13 protein-coding genes, 1 tRNA gene and 5 pseudogenes are annotated in these 18,846 nt (G+C 61.7%); 1 reads left to right on the top strand and 18 read right to left on the bottom strand.

All coding sequences use genetic code 11. The annotated features are described in order from the left end of the window. Positions 1–19: 19 nt before the first annotated feature. The 16 genes and pseudogenes from nuoK to rpsO form a co-directional block, all read right to left on the bottom strand. Positions 20–328, bottom strand: a complete 309-nt coding sequence (gene nuoK / locus ABEG21_RS06410; RefSeq protein ID WP_024902206.1) for an NADH-quinone oxidoreductase subunit NuoK — start codon at positions 326–328, stop codon at positions 20–22. 253 nt (positions 329–581) lie between these two features. After that, a pseudogene (locus ABEG21_RS06405) lies at positions 582–1,196 on the bottom strand (NADH-quinone oxidoreductase subunit J); the annotation flags it as partial. 92 nt (positions 1,197–1,288) lie between these two features. Further along, entirely contained in the window at positions 1,289–1,777 is a 489-nt protein-coding gene (gene nuoI / locus ABEG21_RS06400; protein ID WP_347556387.1) for an NADH-quinone oxidoreductase subunit NuoI, read from the bottom strand. A gap of 4 nt (positions 1,778–1,781) precedes the next feature. Further along, a complete protein-coding gene (gene nuoH, locus ABEG21_RS06395) occupies positions 1,782–2,846 on the bottom strand; it encodes an NADH-quinone oxidoreductase subunit NuoH (protein WP_347556386.1) in 1,065 nt (354 codons plus the stop codon). Next, complete coding sequence (gene nuoG, locus ABEG21_RS06390) at positions 2,847–5,210, bottom strand: NADH-quinone oxidoreductase subunit NuoG (RefSeq protein ID WP_347556385.1); 2,364 nt, start codon at positions 5,208–5,210, stop codon at positions 2,847–2,849. A gap of 123 nt (positions 5,211–5,333) precedes the next feature. Continuing rightward, positions 5,334–6,611: pseudogene (nuoF, locus tag ABEG21_RS06385) on the bottom strand (NADH-quinone oxidoreductase subunit NuoF); the annotation flags it as partial. A gap of 146 nt (positions 6,612–6,757) precedes the next feature. After that, a pseudogene (gene nuoE / locus ABEG21_RS06380) lies at positions 6,758–7,228 on the bottom strand (NADH-quinone oxidoreductase subunit NuoE); the annotation flags it as partial. Between the two features lie 215 nt (positions 7,229–7,443). Then, positions 7,444–8,697, bottom strand: coding sequence for an NADH-quinone oxidoreductase subunit D (locus ABEG21_RS06375; protein WP_347556384.1), 1,254 nt, complete (start codon positions 8,695–8,697; stop codon positions 7,444–7,446). Between the two features lie 103 nt (positions 8,698–8,800). After that, complete coding sequence (locus tag ABEG21_RS06370; RefSeq protein WP_347556383.1) at positions 8,801–9,403, bottom strand: NADH-quinone oxidoreductase subunit C; 603 nt, start codon at positions 9,401–9,403, stop codon at positions 8,801–8,803. Positions 9,404–9,511: 108 nt separating this feature from the next. Continuing rightward, positions 9,512–9,991 carry an NADH-quinone oxidoreductase subunit B gene (locus ABEG21_RS06365; protein WP_024902196.1) on the bottom strand — a complete coding sequence of 160 codons (480 nt, stop codon included), beginning with the start codon at positions 9,989–9,991 and terminating at the stop codon, positions 9,512–9,514. 334 nt (positions 9,992–10,325) lie between these two features. Then, complete coding sequence (locus ABEG21_RS06360) at positions 10,326–10,685, bottom strand: NADH-quinone oxidoreductase subunit A (RefSeq protein ID WP_024902195.1); 360 nt, start codon at positions 10,683–10,685, stop codon at positions 10,326–10,328. Between the two features lie 179 nt (positions 10,686–10,864). Further along, positions 10,865–10,949 (bottom strand) — tRNA-Leu (locus ABEG21_RS06355). A 545-nt stretch (positions 10,950–11,494) separates the two neighbouring features. Continuing rightward, positions 11,495–11,875 carry a preprotein translocase subunit SecG gene (gene secG, locus ABEG21_RS06350; RefSeq protein ID WP_347556382.1) on the bottom strand — a complete coding sequence of 127 codons (381 nt, stop codon included), beginning with the start codon at positions 11,873–11,875 and terminating at the stop codon, positions 11,495–11,497. Positions 11,876–11,919: 44 nt separating this feature from the next. Next, positions 11,920–12,759, bottom strand: a complete 840-nt coding sequence (gene tpiA / locus ABEG21_RS06345; protein ID WP_347556381.1) for a triose-phosphate isomerase — start codon at positions 12,757–12,759, stop codon at positions 11,920–11,922. A 412-nt stretch (positions 12,760–13,171) separates the two neighbouring features. Further along, positions 13,172–15,292, bottom strand: coding sequence for a polyribonucleotide nucleotidyltransferase (gene pnp / locus ABEG21_RS06340; protein WP_347556380.1), 2,121 nt, complete (start codon positions 15,290–15,292; stop codon positions 13,172–13,174). A 270-nt stretch (positions 15,293–15,562) separates the two neighbouring features. Continuing rightward, a complete protein-coding gene (gene rpsO / locus ABEG21_RS06335; RefSeq protein ID WP_347556379.1) occupies positions 15,563–15,832 on the bottom strand; it encodes a 30S ribosomal protein S15 in 270 nt (89 codons plus the stop codon). Between the two features lie 313 nt (positions 15,833–16,145). Here rpsO and ABEG21_RS06330 point away from each other — a divergent pair, with 313 nt between their 5' ends. Then, positions 16,146–16,781 carry a hypothetical protein gene (locus ABEG21_RS06330; protein ID WP_347556378.1) on the top strand — a complete coding sequence of 212 codons (636 nt, stop codon included), beginning with the start codon at positions 16,146–16,148 and terminating at the stop codon, positions 16,779–16,781. 104 nt (positions 16,782–16,885) lie between these two features. On the opposite strand, the pseudogene pssA reads toward ABEG21_RS06330, so the two are convergent. Then, positions 16,886–17,644, bottom strand: a pseudogene (pssA, locus tag ABEG21_RS06325) (CDP-diacylglycerol--serine O-phosphatidyltransferase); the annotation flags it as partial. Positions 17,645–17,999: 355 nt separating this feature from the next. Further along, positions 18,000–18,641, bottom strand: a pseudogene (locus ABEG21_RS06320) (phosphatidylserine decarboxylase); the annotation flags it as partial. Positions 18,642–18,846 lie beyond the last annotated feature (205 nt).

Genomic DNA, 18,846 nt, shown 5'->3' with positions numbered 1-18,846 from the left:
CTCCGCACCGCTTTCATCGTCAGCCCTTCAAGCGGTCGAGGTCTTCGACGTTGATCGTGTCGAGTCGCCGGAACAGCGCAACCAGAATCGCGAGACCGATGGCCGCTTCCGCCGCCGCGACCGTCAGCACGAAGAACACGAAAACCTGCCCGTTCGGATCGCCCAGATAACGGGAAAACGCAACGAAGTTCGTATTGACCGCGAGCAGCATCAACTCGATGGCCATCAAGATAATGATCACATTACGTCGGTTCAGCCATATGCCGACGATGGCGATCGAGAACAGGATCGCGCCTAGGACCAGATAGTGCGCCAGGGTGAGTGTCATCGTTGTCTCCTCCGTGTTATCACTGCTTGTTGTTCGGTGCGCCGCCAGCAGCCTTCTCAGGCGCGGCATTCGGCGGATTCGGTGTCGTGCCACCGGTGTTGTTGCCCGCGGCACTGGCCGCGCCGCCGGTCTGCACGGCGGCGGGCGCCGGGCCGGACGGCGTGGCCGTCGATGCCGGCGCCGTCGAACCGGCCGCGGCGCCCGCGGACTGCGTCACACCGGCGCCGGCATCGCCCGGCGTGGCCGGATCGGTGGAGGCATCGGGCGCGTCGACGACGGCCGCCATCTTGACGATGCGCAGCCGATCCTTGGCGCGCACGCGGACCTGCTGCGACGGGTCGTTGCGCTTGACGCCTTCCCGCTTGCGCATCGTCAGCGCCGCGGCGGCGATGATGGCGACCAGCAAGATCAAGCCGGCGATTTCGAACGCGAAAATGTATTTGGTGTACAGCAGGCGGCCGATGACCACGGTATTCGGCACGCCCACATCGGCCGGATTGCCTTCCAGCGGAGTGTCGGTGCCGCCATAGCCGTGCCAGATGATCAGTGCCAGTTCCGCGACGATGATCACGCCGATAACGGTCGCCCACGGTACGAAGCGTCGCACGTCCTTGCGCAGCCCTTCGATATTGATGTCGAGCATCATGACGACGAACAGGAAGAGCACCATCACCGCGCCGACATAGACCAGCACCAGCACGATCGCCAGGAATTCGGCGTGGAGCAACATCCAGATCCCGGCGGCGTTGAAGAACGCCAGCACCAGGAACAACGCCGACTGCACCGCGTTCGGCGCGGTTACCACGCGGAACGCACTGCCTACGAGCAGGATCGAGAAAAGATAAAACAGTACGGTCGTGAATGCCATGTTGTCTGCTTGCTGGTCTTTCGTGTGCAGTGCCCAGGGAAGGCCTGCGTCGTGCGGTCATATCGCCACCGCGCGCCTCCATCTGGTTCTTTTCAGCGGTACGGTGCGTCCGCCGCTTTCGCCGCGGCGATTTCCTTCTCGTACCGATCCCCCACCGCCAACAACATCGGCTTCGTGAAATACAGGTCGCCGCGTTTCTCGCCGTGATACTCGAGGATTTGCGTCTCGACGATCGAATCCACCGGGCAGCTCTCTTCGCAGAAACCGCAGAAGATGCACTTGGTCAGGTCGATATCGTAGCGGGTCGTGCGTCGTGTGTTGTCGGCGCGCGTCTCGGATTCGATCGTGATGGCCAATGCCGGGCAGACCGCCTCGCACAACTTGCAGGCGATGCACCGCTCTTCGCCGTTCTCGTAACGACGCAGCGCGTGCAGCCCCCGAAAACGCGGCGAGATCGGCGTCTTTTCCTCGGGAAACTGGACCGTGATCTTGCGCCGGAACGCATAGCGTCCGGTCAGCGCCATCCCGCGCAGTAATTCCAGCAGCAGGAAGCTGCGGAAGAAATCTCTTATCGCATTCATCGCATCAATTCCAAATGTTCAGCGGCGACATGATCCAGCAACCGGTCACGATGACCCAGACCAGGCAGACCGGCAGGAACACCTTCCAGCCCAGGCGCATGATCTGGTCATAACGGTAACGCGGGAACGTGCCGCGAACCCACACGAACACGGACAACAGGAAGAAGACTTTCAAAAACAGCCAGACGACGCCCGGGATGAACTCGAGGAAACCGAACGGCGCATTCCAGCCGCCCAGGAACATCGTCGCCGTGAGCGTCGAGATCACAATCATGTTCAGGTATTCGGCCAGGAAGAACAGCGCGAACACGATGCCCGAGTACTCGACCATATGGCCGGCCACGATTTCCGATTCCCCTTCGACGACGTCGAACGGGTGACGATTGGTTTCCGCCAGGCCCGAGATGAAATACACGATGAACATCGGCAGCAAGGGCAGCCAGTTCCACGACAGGAAATTCAGGCCCCAGGAGGCAAAGCGGCCGTGCGTCTGCTGCGTCACGATATCGCTCAGGTTCAGCGAGCCGGTCACCATCAGCACCGTCACCAGCGCCAGACCCATCGACACTTCGTACGAAACCATCTGCGCCGAGGCGCGCATCGCACCGAGGAAGGCATACTTCGAATTCGAGGCCCATCCGGCCAGAATCACGCCGTAGACACCGATCGACGAGATCGCCATCGCGTACAACAGCCCGGCGTTGATATTGCCGAGCACCGCCACCGGTTGAAACGGGATCACGGCCCAGACGGCGAACGCCGGCATCACGACCATGATCGGCGCCAGCAGATACAGCCAGGGCGTGGCCTGGGCCGGCGTGATCACTTCCTTCAGGATCAGCTTCAACACGTCGGCGATCGTCTGGAACATGCCGCCGGGACCGTTACGGTTCGGGCCGAGACGCACGTGGATCCAGCCGATCAGCTTGCGCTCCCACAGCACCAGGTAGGCCACGCACAGCAGCAGCACGACCGACAGCACGACGATGCGTATCAGCAACCAGATCGTCGGCCAGGCAACGCCGAGTATGCCCTGTCCTGCCGTGTTGATCGTATCGAACAAGCTCATTTATGCCTTCTCCACCACCAATTCACCGAACAGGCTGCCGAGCACGGCGGATGCCGGCGTGGCTGCGGATACCCGGACGACCGTCTCGGCCAGCGCCGCGTCGCGGAATGCCGGCAGCGTCACCGACAAGCCATCCTGCGTGACGCGCACCGCATCACCCTGCTTCAAATCGAGCGAATCGAATAACGCCGCCGGCAGTCCGGCACGCAGCGCCTGCTTTGCCGCCACCGTCAGGTGCAACGACGGCGCCCGACGCACCAGCGGGTCGGCGTGATAGATCGGCACATCGGCAAGCCGCTCGAAGCGCCCCGCAACGCGCGCCGCGCGCTGTCCTTCGACGATCGGCGTGGCCGTCGCGTTGTTCAGGCGCGCGGCAATGTCGATCTTGCCCAGCGCGGCTTCGCGCACTTGTTCGACATTGTCGAAGTCGAAACCGCCGACACCGAACAGATTGCCCAGCACACGCAGCACTTTCCAGCCCGGACGCGTCTCGCCCAACGGCGTGGTCACGCCGTTGAATGCCTGAACGCGACCTTCGCAGTTGACGAAGGCACCAGCGGTCTCGGTGAACGGGGCGATCGGCAGCAGCACATCGGCGTAGTCGCCCGCGTGCTTGAATGCGGTCAGGCTGACCACGAGATCCGCGCCCTTCAAGGCGGCCAATGCCTGCGCCGGATTGGCCGTATCGAATTCCGGTTCCGTATTCAGCAGCAGATAGGCTTTGCGCGGCTGGGCGAACTGCTCGGCTGCGCTCAAACCGCCCTCGCCCGGCAAGACATCGACCAGCTGCGCGCCGACGGTATTCGCCGCTTCGGTCAGGAAGCCGAAGGCGGCACCCGACTGTTCGGCGATCCAGGCCGCCAGCGCATGCAACTGCGTGAACGCCGGATGCCGCACTGCGTCGTTCCCTAGCAGAATGACCTTCTGCTCGCCGGCGACGAAGGATTCCGCCGCACGACGCGCTTCATCGCTCGGGCCCTCGGCCGTGTCGGTCGCAAATGCGGCCGGCAGGTCGACACCGCGTACCGCGGCCACCGCGCGCGCCACGGCCGACAGTTCCGCCAACCATTCGCTGGGGGCAGCCACGACCGGATGCGCGTTCTGGATCAACGAGTCATCGCTGCTGGCGCCCAGCAGCGCGATATGCGCACCGTTGCGGGCCGCCTGGCGCAGCCGCGATGCCAATAGCGGCTGATCGCGACGCAGATGCGCGCCGACGACGAAAGCGCGATCCACCAGCGACAAATCGGCGATCGGCAAACCCAGCCAGCGCACATCGCCCCCGTTCGCGCCACCGCCCCGTACCTCGCCCGCGAAGTCGCTTTGGCGCAGACGGTAATCGATGTTCGGCGTCCCGATGCCATTGGCCAGGGACTTCAACAGGAATAATTCCTCGACCGTGCTATGCGGGCTGCCCAGCATGCCGACCGCATCCTTGCCGTGCTGCGAGGCGATCTTGCCGAAGCTCTCGACCACATAGTCGAGCGCCGTCTGCCAGTCCACCTGATGCCATTCGCCGTTCTGCCGAATCATCGGCGAAGTCAGCCGATCCTCGCCATTGAGGCCCTCATAGGAAAAGCGATCCTTGTCCGAGATCCAGCACTCGTTGACGGCTTCGTTTTCCAGCGGCAGCACGCGCTTGACCTTGCCATTCTTCATCTGAACGATCAGGTTCGCGCCGGTGGCGTCATGCGGGCTGACGGACTTGCGACGCGTCAATTCCCAGGTCCGCGCACTAAAGCGGAAAGGCTTGGACGTCAACGCACCCACCGGGCACAGATCGATCATATTGCCCGACATCTCGGAATCGACGGTGGCACCGACAAAGGTCGTGATCTCGGCATGTTCGCCGCGACCCAGCATGCCGAACTCCATCACCCCGGCGATTTCCTGACCGAAGCGGACGCAACGCGTGCAGTGGATGCAGCGTGACATCTCTTCCATCGAGATCAGCGGGCCGACGTTCTTGTGAAACACGACGCGCTTTTCTTCCTGGTATCGCGACGACGACTTGCCATAGCCGACGGCCAGATCTTGCAGCTGACACTCGCCGCCCTGGTCGCAGATCGGGCAATCCAGCGGATGATTGATCAGCAGGAATTCCATCACCGCCTGCTGACTCTTGACCGCCTTATCCGATTTCGTCCGAACGATCATGCCCGACGAGACCGGTGTCGCGCAGGCCGGTACGGCCTTTGGCATCTTCTCGACTTCGACGAGGCACATACGGCAGTTCGCCGCGATCGACAACTTGCGGTGGTAGCAGAAGTGCGGAATATAGGTGTCGGCCCGCTTCGCGGCTTCCATCACCATGCTGCCTTCCGGCACTTCTACTTTCTTTCCGTCGATTTCAACTTCAACCATGGCTCAACTCAGTTAGGCCTGCGCAGCGGCGAGCGCCGGCTGCTGGCTCGCGTCCGATGCAGCCGGCTCCGCGCCGGCCGCTCCCACCAATCCGGTGAAGGCACCCTGGGCACCGGGTCCGCAAAGGCAGCGCTTATGCTCGACGTGGTATTCGAATTCATCCCAATAGTGACGCAGCATCCCCTGCACCGGCATCGCCGCGGCATCGCCGAGCGCGCAGATGGTACGGCCGGAGATGTTGTCGGCCACCGACTTCAACAGGTCCAGATCTTCCTTGCGACCCTTCCCGTGCTCGATCCGATTGACGATGCGATAAAGCCAGCCGGTGCCCTCGCGGCACGGCGTGCACTGACCGCACGATTCCTCGTGATAGAAGTACGACAGACGTAACAGCGCGCGCACCATGCAGCGCGTTTCGTCCATGACGATGACGGCGCCCGAGCCGAGCATCGACTTCTGCTTGGCGATCGCGTCGTAGTCCATGTCGGTTTCCATCATGATGGAGCCCGGCACGACCGGTGCCGACGAGCCCCCCGGAATCACCGACTTCAACTTCTTGCCGTGACGCATGCCACCGGCCAGTTCGAGCAATTTCGCGAACGGCGTACCGAGCGGCACCTCGTAATTGCCCGGCTTCTCGACGTCGCCCGACACCGAAAAAATCTTCGTGCCGCCGTTATTCGGCTTGCCCAATTCCAGATAGGCCTGGGGACCGACGGACAGCACAAAGGGCACGGCCGAGAAGGTTTCCGTGTTGTTGATCGTCGTCGGCTTGCCGAACAAACCGTAGCTGGCCGGGAATGGCGGCTTGAAACGTGGCTGGCCTTTCTTGCCTTCCAGCGATTCGAGCAGCGCCGTCTCCTCACCGCAGATGTAGGCACCGTAACCATGGTGCGCATGCAGCTGGAACGAGAAACCGGTGCCCAGAATATTGTTGCCCAACAGGCCCGCCTCGCGTGCCTGCTCCAACGCTTCTTCAAAGCGGCGGTAGACCTCGAAAATCTCGCCGTGGATATAGTTGTAGCCGACCGTGATCCCCATCGCATAGGCACCGATCGTCATGCCTTCGATCAGCGCGTGCGGGTTGTAGCGGAGGATGTCGCGGTCCTTGAACGTACCCGGCTCGCCCTCGTCCGAATTGCAGACCAGGTATTTCTGTCCCGGGAACTGACGCGGCATGAAGCTCCACTTCAGGCCCGTGGGGAAGCCGGCGCCGCCGCGACCGCGCAGGCTGGACGCCTTCAGGTCGGCGATGATCTGTTCGGGCGCGATTTTCTCTTCGAGAATGCGCCGCAGTTGCTTATAGCCGCCGCGGGCCTCATAGCCCTTCAGATCCCAGTTTTCGCCGTTCAGTCCGGCGAGGATCAGCGGGTTGATATGGCGATCGTGCAGGGAGGTCATCGTGCCGTCTCCTCGCCCGGCATCGGGGCCGGACGCTCGTTCAGCGTTGCGTGTGCACCGTCATGGTCGGCGTGATCCACATGCCGCGCGTCGGCGGCGTGATCGATCGGATGCGCACCACCCGCCGTCGTCTTCAACGGCACGGCCGACAGCTCGGCCAGCAGCGCGTCGATCTTTTCGCGGCTCATGAAACTGCACATTTTCTGGTTGTTCAACAGCAGCACCGGGGCATCGCCGCACGAACCCATGCATTCGCCTTCACGCAAGGTGAAGCGGCCATCGGCCGTGGTTTCGTTGAAATCGATACCCAGCTTCTGTTTCAGGTATTGGGCGGCATCGTCCGCGTCGTGCAACTGGCACGGCAGATTCGTGCACAAGGTGATCTTGTATTGGCCGACCGGGCGCGTGTCGAACATGTTGTAAAACGTCGCGATCTCCTGCACCGCCACCGCCGGCATGCCGAGGTAGTTGGCGACGAATCGCATCACCTCGGGCGAGACCCAACCCAACTCGTCCTGTGCCACCGCAAGCGACGCCATCGCCGCCGAACGTTTCTGTTCAGGCGGATACTTGGCGACCGCACGGTCGATTTCCTTCATCGCTTCAGCAGAAAGCATGATCGTCTTCTTTCGCTATTCAGTCAGGGGCTCGGCCGTTGCCGTGTGCTGCTGTCTCATGGACGTCGACACACCGGACTACAACGCTTCGCTTGCCTGGTTTGCTGCCTTGTTTCGATTCTCTTCGCGCCCGCCCTGCCGATCGCTCTTTTTCGTATCAGCATGGGCGCCTGCCCGCGAAGCCATAAATACCGTTTCCTGCCGTCCTGCCACCGTCAGCGGTCAACTTCCCCGAACACGATGTCCTGCGTCCCGATGATCGTCACCGCATCCGCGATCATATGGCCACGCGCCATCTCGTCGAATGCCGACAAGTGGGCAAACCCGCCGGCGCGAATCTTCAAGCGATACGGCTTGTTCGCGCCATCCGAAATCAGATAGATGCCGAACTCGCCCTTCGGATGTTCGATGGCGGAGTAGGTCTCGCCCGGCGGCACATGGAAACCCTCGGTGAAGAGTTTGAAATGGTGGATCAGCTCCTCCATATTGCTCTTCATATTGACCCGCGACGGCGGCGCCACCTTGTGGTTGTCCGTCATTACCGGACCCGGATTCGCTCGTAGCCAGGTGATGCACTGCTTGATGATGCGATTCGACTGACGCATTTCTTCCATCCGGACCAGATAGCGGTCATAGCAGTCGCCATTGACGCCCACCGGAATGTCGAAATCCATCTTGTCGTAGACCTCGTAGGGCTGCTTCTTGCGCAGATCCCACTCGATGCCGGAACCGCGCAGCATCGCGCCGGTCAGACCCAGTTGCAACGCGCGCTCCGGCGCCACCACGCCGATACCGACCAGACGCTGCTTCCAGATCCGATTGTCGGTCAGCAGCGTCTCGTATTCGTCGACGTAGTGCGGAAAACGGTTCGTGAAGTCCTCGATGAAATCGAGCACCGAGCCGCTGCGTTGATCGTTCAATCGCCGCAGCGCCGCCGCATTGCGCACCTTCGACGGCTTGTATTGCGGCATTGCGTCCGGCAAGTCGCGATAGACACCGCCCGGCCGATAGTAAGCGGCATGCATCCGCGCGCCGGACACGGCTTCGTAGACATCGAGCAGATCTTCGCGCTCGCGGAAGGCATACAACATCAGTGCCATTGCGCCGACGTCCAAGCCGTGCGAACCGATCCACATCAGATGGTTCAGCAGACGGGTCAGCTCGTCGAACATCACGCGGATATATTTGGCGCGAATCGGCACGTCGATGCCGAGCAACTTTTCGATCGCCATGACGTAGGCGTGCTCGTTGCACATCATCGACACATAGTCGAGGCGGTCCATATAGGGCACGGACTGGAGGAAGGTTTTCGACTCCGCCAGTTTCTCGGTCGCGCGGTGCAACAGGCCGATGTGCGGATCGGCGCGCTGAATCACTTCACCGTCCAGCTCCAGCACCAAGCGCAGCACACCGTGCGCTGCCGGGTGCTGGGGTCCGAAGTTCAATGTGTAGTTCTTGATATCTGCCATGCCAGGCCCCGCTTCCATTTCAACCGCATGCTGTCATGCGGCATCGCGCGTCGCTCATACCGCGCGGTTTTGTTCCGTGCTGCCACGCAAACGCGCTGCGCAATCAGTGCTTCAAGCCACCATACGAATCCTCCCGAATCACGCGCGGAATGATTTCGCGCGGCTCGATCGTCACCGGCTGGTAGATCACCCGCTTCTGATCCGGGTCGTAACGCATCTCGACATAGCCGGACACCGGAAAATCCTTACGGAAGGGATGCCCGACAAAGCCGTAGTCGGTCAGGATGCGGCGCAGATCCGGGTGACCGTCGAAAATGATGCCGAACAGGTCGAAGGCCTCGCGCTCGTACCAATCGGCCGAACGCCAGACATCGATCAGCGACGCGACCATCGGCATGTCGTCGTCCGGCGCGAACACGCGAACGCGCAGGCGCCAGTTCTTCTCGAGCGACAACAGATGCACGACGACAGCAAAACGGGGCCCGTCATAAGCCCCGTCGCCGTATGCGGAATAGTCGACGCCACACAGATCCGACAGCTGCGCGAAAGCCAGCGACGAATTGTCGCGTAAAGTCTCGGCAACTTTCAGGTAATCTTCTGCATTCACCGTGAGGGTGACTTGGCCTAACGCTTCGACGAGATGAACGATCTGGTCGCCGAGCGCGCTTTCTAGTGCGGATTGCAGGGTGTCGAGTTTACTTGTCATAGTGAAAACAGGCGCGGGTTCGAACAACAGACTCGACAGCGGCGTTGTCGCGCACGTGCCGCAGGCGGCAGCGGCGCGCCAGACGATGTGCCGGATACGAAGCGGAAATCATGGGCGCGCAATGGTCGCCGTCCGCTTGATCTTTGCCTGAAGCTGGATGATGCCGTAGATCAGCGCCTCGGCCGTCGGCGGGCAGCCCGGAACGTAGACGTCCACCGGCACGATCCGATCACAGCCGCGAACGACAGAATACGAGTAGTGATAGTAGCCGCCGCCGTTCGCGCAGGAGCCCATCGAAAGCACCCAGCGCGGCTCGGCCATCTGGTCGTAGACCTTGCGCAGCGCCGGTGCCATCTTGTTGCATAGCGTGCCGGCGACGATCATCAGATCGGATTGACGTGGACTGGGGCGGAAGACGATGCCGAAACGATCCAAGTCGTAACGCGCGGCACCGGCATGCATCATCTCCACCGCACAGCAGGCAAGCCCGAACGTCATCGGCCACAAGGAACCGGTACGCGTCCAATTGATCAGCTTGTCTGCCGAGGTGGTGACGAACCCCTCTTTCAAGACCCCTTCGATACTCATCTCTGACTCCTGGTATCGCAAGACACATTGAGCATCTCGCGAAACACACGCCGCGGCCCGTCGTCGACTCGTCGTCCACTCACGTCGTATGCAACCGGCCGACTTTGCCGCCGGTTCGTCGAATCGATGCGCGCGTTTCGCCCGCGTCGACTGGCGATACCGTCCCTCGTTCTACCCGCCGCCCGGGACCTGGCGCGGCGCCTATTTACCGCCATCGATGCGTGGCGTCATCCAGGATCGCCGATTCTCGAGGCGAATGTGCTTTCCGCCCTTCCCGCCCGACGCCCTGCACGAACCATTCACCGACGCATTATCGCCCCATCTGGCGTAATGCTCACTCCCAATCCAACGCGCCCTTCTTCCAAAGGAAGACGAAACCAAGGATGAACTCGAGGATGAACACCATCATCGCCGCGAAACCAGGCCAGCCGACGTCGCGCAGGGACACACCCCACGGAAACAGGAAGGCCGTCTCGAGATCGAAAATGATGAAAAGGATAGCGACCAGATAGTAGCGTACGTCGAACTTCATACGCGCGTCTTCGAACGCTTCGAAGCCGCATTCGTACGGCGCGTTCTTTTCGACATCTGGCTTGTGTGGACTGACGAGCTTGCCAACAGTGATGAGACCACCACCCAATGCGACACCCACGATTATGAACAGCAATACGGGGAAATAGGGTGCGAGGTTCACGGCAATCCTCTTTTGATAGTAGTGCGCGCTGACAGCAAAGCGCTTCGGCGCGTTATGACGGTCCCGGCATCTGCCGTACCAGCCTGACATCACCACCCCGCTTCGGGGCGATGATCCTACGCCTCACAAAACAATGCCAGCCGAAGCGTCTCTGCAACAGGCTGGCATTGTCTGAATCATGGTGCCGACGATGAGACTCGAACTCATACGACTTGCGTCACTACCCCCTCAAGATAGCGTGTCTACCAATTTCACCACGTCGGCTAAAACTTGTACTGCTTGCACGCTACATCGGCACGTTTCATCGTGCTTGGCGCTCATACCCATGATCTTGCAAAGCCACGGGTATCTTACTCCGATGTGCGACAATTTGCTGCATCGCAACGCTTAATAAACCATTTTCGATTGCGATACAAACCAAGGCAGTGAAAGCGTTCTACAGCCGGCGACACAACCCGAATCACCGACCATTGCACACCCTGCAGCAGAAAATCGACATCGGGCTTAACCCTGCTGCCAACCCTCGCGCACCCCACCTCGATCCCTCAGAAACGGCACCGCAAAGCGAAACCTTGCTTACACGACGCACCGCATCTTTCCGCATCTACTCACGATCTGTGTCTAACGGACCTTATTCGTTCCGCGACAAGACCGAAATTGTATCCGCTCTTCCGCCAATATTCAATCACATTCGACGAATTTTGTAATAACAGCGCATGCAACGGATGCGGCACCCCTTTTATCACAATCGCCCCGTCCGTCGACAGACGTACGGGGCGTGAAAATCGGGTGCTTAGGCTGCGCTGAACTTACTTCGGCACGTCCTGGCCGGGCACCGTCGACGACGGCGCGGCGTTGGCGGCGCTACCCGACAAGGCCGGCGCAGCCGAGGTAGCGGCAGGCGCCGCGGCCGGCGTCGCGCCCATGACGCCCACCGATGCCACTTCCCGATTGGCGCTGCCAAGATAGGTCAGCGCCAGCGTGCAGACGAAAAACAGTGCCGCCAGGACACCCGTCGTACGCGACAGGAAGTTCGAAGAACCCGAGGCGCCGAACAGACTGCCGGACGAGCCGCTGCCGAACGCCGCCCCCATATCGGCGCCCTTGCCGTGCTGCACCAGCACGAGGCCGATGACGCCAAGGGCGGACAAAACCTGGATGACGATGATCAGGGACTTCAACAACACCATGCGTATGTCATTCGACGTGTCGAATGCCTCAAGTAAAAATCACACTATGCGGCACGGCAAATGGCGACGAAATCCTCCGCCACCAACGCCGCACCACCTATCAAGCCACCGTCGATGTCCGGTTGTCCGAACAACTCCGCGGCATTCCCCGATTTCACGCTGCCACCGTACAACAGCGGAACCTGTTCCAACACATCATTCGTCGCGACCAGACGCGCTCGCAGGAATGCATGCACGTCCTGCGCCTGTTGCGCCGTCGCGCTCTTGCCGGTACCGATCGCCCAGACCGGCTCGTACGCAAAGACCATCCGGCGCACCTGCCCCGCATCGAAGGCCGACAATACCGCATCGAGCTGCGCACCCACCACGGCCTCGGTGCGATCCGCTTCGCGATCCTCCAGCGTCTCACCGACGCAGACCACCGGCGTCATGCCACCATCCAGCACCTGACGCGTCTTCGCGACCACCGCTGCGTCGCTCTCGCCCAGCAGCGCGCGCCGCTCCGAGTGCCCGACGATCACCAGCTGCGCATCGAACTCTCGCACCATCGCCGCGGAAATTTCACCGGTAAAGGCACCCTTGTCGATCGCGTGCCCCGAGATATCCTGGACACCGAGGCGGACCGCGGTACCCGCCAGCGCCTGCTGCGCTTGCGCCAGGTAGCAAAACGGGACACAGACGCCTACTTTCACGCCGCCCGCCACGCCCGCCTCAGCGGCGGGCTGCTTCCCTACCGTCGAGGCCAGCGCCTGCAAAAGGGCCGCATTCGACGCCAGGCTGCCATGCATCTTCCAGTTACCGACGACCCACCGCACACGCCCCGCCCCGGTGTGCGACGCGGGAGAAGCAGCAGTGGTCTGCGGATTCAGGTTTTGTTCGGACATAGCGATTCGCTCTCTCTGATTAAAAATCGGGGAAGCGCGGTTCGCGGCGTCCGGACGGGACTGGAGCTGCGTCTGTCATCGAGACGGTGCGCTACCTCGGCACCGCCCTTAGCAACAGGCTGGCTCATAAATCCGGACCAAAACACGGCATTGTAAGACGCCGGAACCGGGCTGGTCAATTCAACGACACGTTCGCAACGCAATACGGCCTCGCCGATCGACGGATCAGGCCGCGCTCGGGCAGCGGTCACGGGCGCGTAAGCGCTTTCAATACGACAAAGAAAAACGCCGGCGTCCGCTGCTGGCGACGCCGGCGTTTGCCGATCGGGCGGAGGCCGGCACGCTCTGCATGCCGATCCCCTATTTTGCCTGATTGCCACGCGTGTCGCGTGCGACCCGCGCGGGCGGCGCCTTATTCGCCAGCCGCTGCCGGCGTATCCAACAACGCCTTCATCGACAGACGAATCCGGCCCTTTTCCTCGAGCTGGATGACCTTGACCTTGATCTGCTGACCTTCGGTTAGGTAATCGCTGACCTTGTTGACGCGCTCATGGACGATTTCGGAGATGTGCACCAAACCGTCCTTGCCCGGCAAGATGTTCACGATCGCACCGAAATCCAGCAACTTCAGGACCGTGCCTTCATAGACCTTGCCCACTTCCACGTCGACGGTGATGGCTTCGATGCGACGCTTCGCCTCTTCCATCCCTTCGCTGCTGGTGCCGGCGATCGTGACATTGCCTTCGTCGTTGATGTCGATCTTCGTGCCCGTCTCTTCCGACAGGCCGCGAATCACCGAGCCGCCCTTGCCGATCACGTCGCGGATCTTGTCCGGATTGATCTTCATTGTGATCATGCGCGGCGCGAATTCGGACAACTCCGTGTTGACGCCGTCCACTGCCGCCCGCATCTTGCCGAGGATATGCATACGACCTTCGCGCGCTTGCGCCAACGCCACCTGCATGATTTCCTTGGTGATGCCTTGGATCTTGATATCCATCTGCAGCGCCGTGACGCCCGCATCGGTACCGGCCACCTTGAAGTCCATATCGCCGAGGTGATCTTCATCGCCCAGGATATCGGTCAACACGGCGAACTTGCCGCCATCGAGAATCAGGCCCATCGCGATACCGGCAACGTGCGCCTTCAACGGCACGCCGGCATGCATCATGGCCAGGCAGCCACCGCAGACCGATGCCATCGACGACGAACCGTTCGACTCGGTGATTTCCGAGACGACGCGGATCGTGTACGGGAACGCTTCCTTCGTCGGCAGGCAGGCGGCCAGCGCGCGCTTTGCCAGACGACCGTGACCGATTTCACGACGCTTCGGCGAACCGACGCGGCCCGTCTCACCGGTGGCGAACGGCGGCATGTTGTAGTGCAACATGAAGTGATCGCGCTGCTCGCCTTCGAGCGCATCGATGATCTGCTCGTCGCGTTGCGTCCCCAGCGTCGCCACGACCAGCGCCTGCGTCTCGCCGCGTGTGAACAAGGCGGAACCATGGGTGCGCGGCAGCACGCCGGTGCGGATCTCGATCGGACGCACGGTACGCGTGTCGCGACCGTCGATACGCGGCTCGCCGCTCAGGATCTGACCGCGAACGATCTTCGATTCCAGATCGAACAGAATGTTGCCGACCGACGTGCTGTCCGGGGCGCTTTCGCCCGAAGCGGCAGCTTGCGACGCCAACGTCTGCTCGACCAGCGCCGTGGCTTCGCGCAGCTTGGCCGTGCGTTGCTGCTTGTCGCGCAATTGATAAGCGGCGCGCAACGGCGCCTCGGCGACCTCGTTCACGCGCGCGATCAGCCCCTCGTTCTTCGGTGCCGGCTGCCAATCCCACTCGGGCTTGCCGCCTTCCTTGACCAGCTCGTGAATCGCGTCGATCGCGACCTGCATTTGCGCGTGACCATAGACCACGGCGCCCAGCATGATGTCTTCCGGCAGTTGGTCCGCTTCGGACTCCACCATCAGCACGGCCGATTCCGTCGCCGCGACGACCAGATCCAGGCTGGATTCCGGCATTTGCGAGCGATTCGGATTCAGCACGTACTCGCCGCCGATATAGCCGACGCGTGCGGCGCCCACCGGACCGTTGAACGGCAGACCCGAGATCGCCAAGGCAGCCGATGCGCCGACGATTGCCGGGATGTCGGCCGGCACGTCCGGGTTCAGCGACAAAACGTGGATCACGACCTGGACTTCGTTGTAGAAGCCTTCCGGAAACAGCGGACGCAAGGGGCGATCGATCAGGCGCGAAATCAGCGTTTCGCCTTCCGACGGACGGCCCTCACGACGGAAGAAACCGCCAGGAATCCGACCGGCGGCGTAGGTTTTTTCCAGATAATCGACGGTCAGGGGGAAGAAGTCCTGGCCCGGCTTTGCGGTACGCGCACCGACGACGGTGGCCAGTATGACGGTGTCCTCGATGTCGACGAGCACGGCGCCGCTAGCCTGGCGCGCAATTTCCCCGGTTTCCATGCGGACCTTGTGTTGGCCCCATTGGAATTCCTTCACGACTTTATTGAACATGTACCACTCCTTTTTATACGGCTGCGCGGCGCACTGCACCCGGGCGCGGATCCGCTATACCTTGTCCACGCGATCGAACACCGGTGGCGTCCCGCACACCGCGCTCCAGCGACGCCGCACTCCCGGCCGATGCTGGCACGGCGGTGCGGCGAAATCACCAAGGAACGCTGCGGGCGCGCATTTGCGATCGCAAAAAACAAAATGCCTGTATCAGTAGGCTGACACAGGCATTGAGCACATATTTCAGCGCCGGCAACCGCGCTTCATCATTTACTTACGCAGGCCGAGGCTTTCGATCAGGTTGCGGTAACGATCCGCATCACCCTTCTTCAAATAGTCCAGCAGCTTACGACGACGGCTGACCATGGCCAGCAAACCGCGACGGCTGTGGTGATCCTTCTTGTGTGCCTTGAAGTGTTCCGTCAGCTCGGTGATACGAGCCGTCAGCAACGCAACTTGCACTTCCGGCGAACCGGTATCGTTCGCTGCGCGAGCATACTTGGCAACGATTTCAGACTTCTTGATCTCAGCTACAGACATGATATTCCTTCGTTTTCCTATAGGGACATGCGGTCACGGAAGAAAGGGCCGTGCCGTGCTATCAGCTTTCCTCGATCGCCGATCCCCGCGCTTACCGCTGCGCGCCGACGAGATTCGAGCAAAACTGAATCGCCGAGTCTACCACAACTCGCTTTCCCGCTGAAGGCTATTTATCATGCGAAGATAGGTGCATGCTACAGCCGGAAAACACCCGCGAACCGGGGCTCCACAGCGTCATGCGCGGTCCCGTCGCCGCGATGTCGGCGAGGCCGGCACCCTCCTTTCAGCCCGACAAAGAACAAGAAGGCCCGTAATGTCGATTGCCCGCACTCCGATGCCCCCTGTCTCCCCGCCCACCGGAGACGTCTCCGGTGGCAGCACGCCCTTTTCCGGCAGCGCACCCCGTTCCGCCCCAAGCCGGATGCACGGCGCGGGAAAACGCTACGCCGCAGGCGCAACAATTGCCGTGGCAATCGCAACGATGCTGACGGCCTGCGCCCTGCCGGAGAAAAAACTCCCGCCCGGAACGGCGGTGGCGCAGGTGTATTCGACGTTGGGACAGCCGCGCGAACGCTACCCGCTGGACGATGGCATCACGCGCCTGCTATGGCCGACCAAACCGTTCGGGGAAACGACGCTGGCCGTCGATGTCGATGCCTCCGGGAAGGTCGTCAAGACATTCCAGGTGCTCGACAATGCCTACTTCTATCAGGCCGTGCCCGACAAATGGACTAAAAAGGACGTGCTGTCGCATTTCGGCGAGCCGGTTTGCAAGCAGTACTTCTCGCTATCGCACCGTGCGGCCTGGAGTTATCGCTATATGGATGCCGGCGTCTGGTACGGGATGTTCGTCTTCCTGTTCGACGACGACGGCGTGCTGCGTGGCACGCAAAAAGCGCCGGATCCCCTGCGTGATCCGGATCGGCGGGCCTTCGACGGCCTTTGCTAAGCCGCCCGCCCTCCAAACAAGAACGGCGGGCGAAACCGCACGCAACCGGGATAGGTCGGCACGGTCCCTCCCGCCGTTGAGAGCGTTTGGTCAGCAGAAGGCGCTCAGGCCCCCGGGTCAGGCAATCGACGACGCGCCCGCAATGTCGACCAGGCCCAAAATACATAGCCGGACAGGCCGTACAAGACGAACAGGCCGAACAACACGATCGGCGGATCGGACGAGATCGCGATAAACGCGACGACCACCAGCACCATCACACCGAACGGCACGCGATAGCGGACGTCCAAGGCCTTGCCGCTGTAGAACGGCGCATTCGTCACCATCGTGACGCCGGCATAGATCGTCAGCACGAAGGCGATCCAGGCCAACCAGGATTCCTTGACCGGCAAGCGGTTGTCGATCGACAACCAGACGAATCCGGCGATCAACGCGGCGGCCGCGGGGCTCGGCAGGCCTTGGAAGAAACGCTTATCGACGACCGCGATATTCGTATTGAACCGCGCGAGCCGCAATGCCGCTCCTGCGCAATAGACGAAGGCCGCAAGCCATCCCCAGCGCCCCAGATCATGGAGCACCCACTCGTACATCACGAGCGCCGGCGCGAGGCCGAATGACACCATATCGGAGAGACTGTCGTATTGCTCGCCAAACGCACTTTGCGAATGCGTCATCCGAGCAACGCGACCGTCCATCCCGTCCAGCACCATCGCCGCGAAAATCGCCACCGCGGCAATCTCGAAGCGCAGATTCATTGCCTGAACAATGGCATAGAAGCCGCAGAACAGGGCGGCGGTCGTGAATGCATTCGGCAACAGGTAGATACCGCGCTTGCGCAGAAACTGCTGCCGCGCAAGACGACGTTGTTCACGCGGGGTCAGCGGCTCGCCGCGACCGTCTTCCTCAACCCGATAACGGCGACCGAAGCCGCGCGGACGAGGCCGAAACGCGCCGTGCAACTCGGCGCCCGGCTTGGCCTTATTTCGGCGCGGCTTCAGAGCCAATCCCCACCTCCGCTGCAATACCTTCGATACCCGTCGCCGGGGCTGATACCACGCCCGCGCCCACCGGCTCGGCCGACGTAAGCGGACTGGCCGGAGTCACCGGCGACACCGGTGTCGCTGGCGTCACGGGTGTCGCGACGGGGCTGACGATCGGATCGACGGCTGCGCCCGCCGGCGCGGCGGCGAACGGCGTTTCCTGCGTCACGCCAACGGGCTCGACCAACTCGGCAAGAATCGTCGAAGAGGCGAAGACCTTCTCCCCGATCGACACGCGCGGACGCGTCCCGAGCGGCAGATAAACGTCCAGGCGGGAGCCGAAGCGGATAAACCCGTAGCGTTGCCCGCGCTTCAGCGTCTCACCTTCTCGCACATAGCAGAGAATCCGACGGGCCACGAGCCCGGCTACTTGTACGCAGCTGATCACGACGCCGCCCGGCAAGTCGAACACCAGCGCGTTGCGCTCGTTCTGCAACGAAGCCTTGTCCAACTCGGCATTTAGGAAGGCCCCCGGAAAATACTGTAAGCGGCGCACGGTGCCATCGACCGGCGAGCGTTGCGAATGTGCGTTGAAGACGTTCATGAACACGCTGATCTTCATTGCCTCACGCTGCGCGTACGGATCGAGCACCGTCTCAATGGCGACGATACGGCCGTCGGCAGGGCTCAACACGGCATTCGGATCCCCTGGGATCGCGCGCGGCGGATCGCGGAAAAACTGCACGACGAACACGACCAACAGCCAGAATGGCCAAGCCCAGCCAAAGCCGCCCAATGCATGGACCAGTATTGCCAGCAGCAAGGCAATGCCGATGAATGGCCAGCCTTCGCGAGCTATGATCGGATGTGGATAGTTCATATGATTCTTGGTGAGTGTTGATCGGTGCGGCCGGCACGACGGGTCACGGTTGAACCAGACGATGTCGTGCGCAGGCAAGCGACGCCAGACACAAGGATAGCAAAAGGCGGGCCGGGTTGGCGGAATAGGTCGATAATCGACAGAGACGCCGACGTCCGCACAAACACGCGCTCGTGGGCAGGCGAAAAAAAAGCCACTCAGTCGT

Source organism: Robbsia sp. KACC 23696 (assembly GCF_039852015.1).
In the GTDB taxonomy this organism is placed as follows: Bacteria; Pseudomonadota; Gammaproteobacteria; order Burkholderiales; family Burkholderiaceae; genus Robbsia.
This window is presented reverse-complemented; position numbering and strand designations above follow the sequence as displayed.

What these genes read in the sequence shown, in the direction of transcription:
- nuoK (WP_024902206.1), bottom strand. Translation starts at nt 328, where the DNA reads ATGACACTCACCCTGGCGCACTATCTGGTCCTAGGCGCGATCCTGTTC.
- nuoI (WP_347556387.1), bottom strand. Translation starts at nt 1,777, where the DNA reads ATGAATGCGATAAGAGATTTCTTCCGCAGCTTCCTGCTGCTGGAATTA.
- nuoH (WP_347556386.1), bottom strand. Translation starts at nt 2,846, where the DNA reads ATGAGCTTGTTCGATACGATCAACACGGCAGGACAGGGCATACTCGGC.
- nuoG (WP_347556385.1), bottom strand. Translation starts at nt 5,210, where the DNA reads ATGGTTGAAGTTGAAATCGACGGAAAGAAAGTAGAAGTGCCGGAAGGC.
- ABEG21_RS06375 (WP_347556384.1), bottom strand. Translation starts at nt 8,697, where the DNA reads ATGGCAGATATCAAGAACTACACATTGAACTTCGGACCCCAGCACCCG.
- ABEG21_RS06370 (WP_347556383.1), bottom strand. Translation starts at nt 9,403, where the DNA reads ATGACAAGTAAACTCGACACCCTGCAATCCGCACTAGAAAGCGCGCTC.
- ABEG21_RS06365 (WP_024902196.1), bottom strand. Translation starts at nt 9,991, where the DNA reads ATGAGTATCGAAGGGGTCTTGAAAGAGGGGTTCGTCACCACCTCGGCA.
- secG (WP_347556382.1), bottom strand. Translation starts at nt 11,875, where the DNA reads ATGGTGTTGTTGAAGTCCCTGATCATCGTCATCCAGGTTTTGTCCGCC.
- tpiA (WP_347556381.1), bottom strand. Translation starts at nt 12,759, where the DNA reads ATGTCCGAACAAAACCTGAATCCGCAGACCACTGCTGCTTCTCCCGCG.
- pnp (WP_347556380.1), bottom strand. Translation starts at nt 15,292, where the DNA reads ATGTTCAATAAAGTCGTGAAGGAATTCCAATGGGGCCAACACAAGGTC.
- rpsO (WP_347556379.1), bottom strand. Translation starts at nt 15,832, where the DNA reads ATGTCTGTAGCTGAGATCAAGAAGTCTGAAATCGTTGCCAAGTATGCT.
- ABEG21_RS06330 (WP_347556378.1), top strand. Translation starts at nt 16,146, where the DNA reads ATGTCGATTGCCCGCACTCCGATGCCCCCTGTCTCCCCGCCCACCGGA.